This window comes from Agreia sp. PsM10, assembly GCF_030433855.1.
Lineage (GTDB): Bacteria > Actinomycetota > Actinomycetes > Actinomycetales > Microbacteriaceae > Agreia.
Map to the genome: position 1 here is coordinate 1 of NZ_JARUXC010000077.1, position 243 is coordinate 243.

At 67.1% G+C, this 243-nt stretch carries 1 protein-coding gene; it reads right to left on the reverse strand.

Features of this window, described 5'->3' with window-relative positions:
• On the reverse strand, positions 1-243 hold a 243-nt coding region (locus QCD70_RS19095), incomplete at both ends, for a hypothetical protein (RefSeq protein ID WP_301219222.1).

Here is a 243-nt window from a genome sequence, read left to right on the forward strand (position 1 = left end):
CGCCCGGCGGCGGCATTACGGTCGCGGTGCCGAAGGTCAACGTCGGCTTCACCGCCTCGACGATGATCTCGCCGTCGATGGAGAGCCTGGCGATGCCGGCCTTGAGAACGAAATCGGTGGCGGCGCGGCGGATCGCTTCGGTCGGCTTGCCGCAATCGGCGGCGGCGACATCGAAACCAGACGCGGTGGCAGTGACCAGGAAGCGAAACGGCTTCGAGGTGTTGGCGACGATGCCGGCCAGAT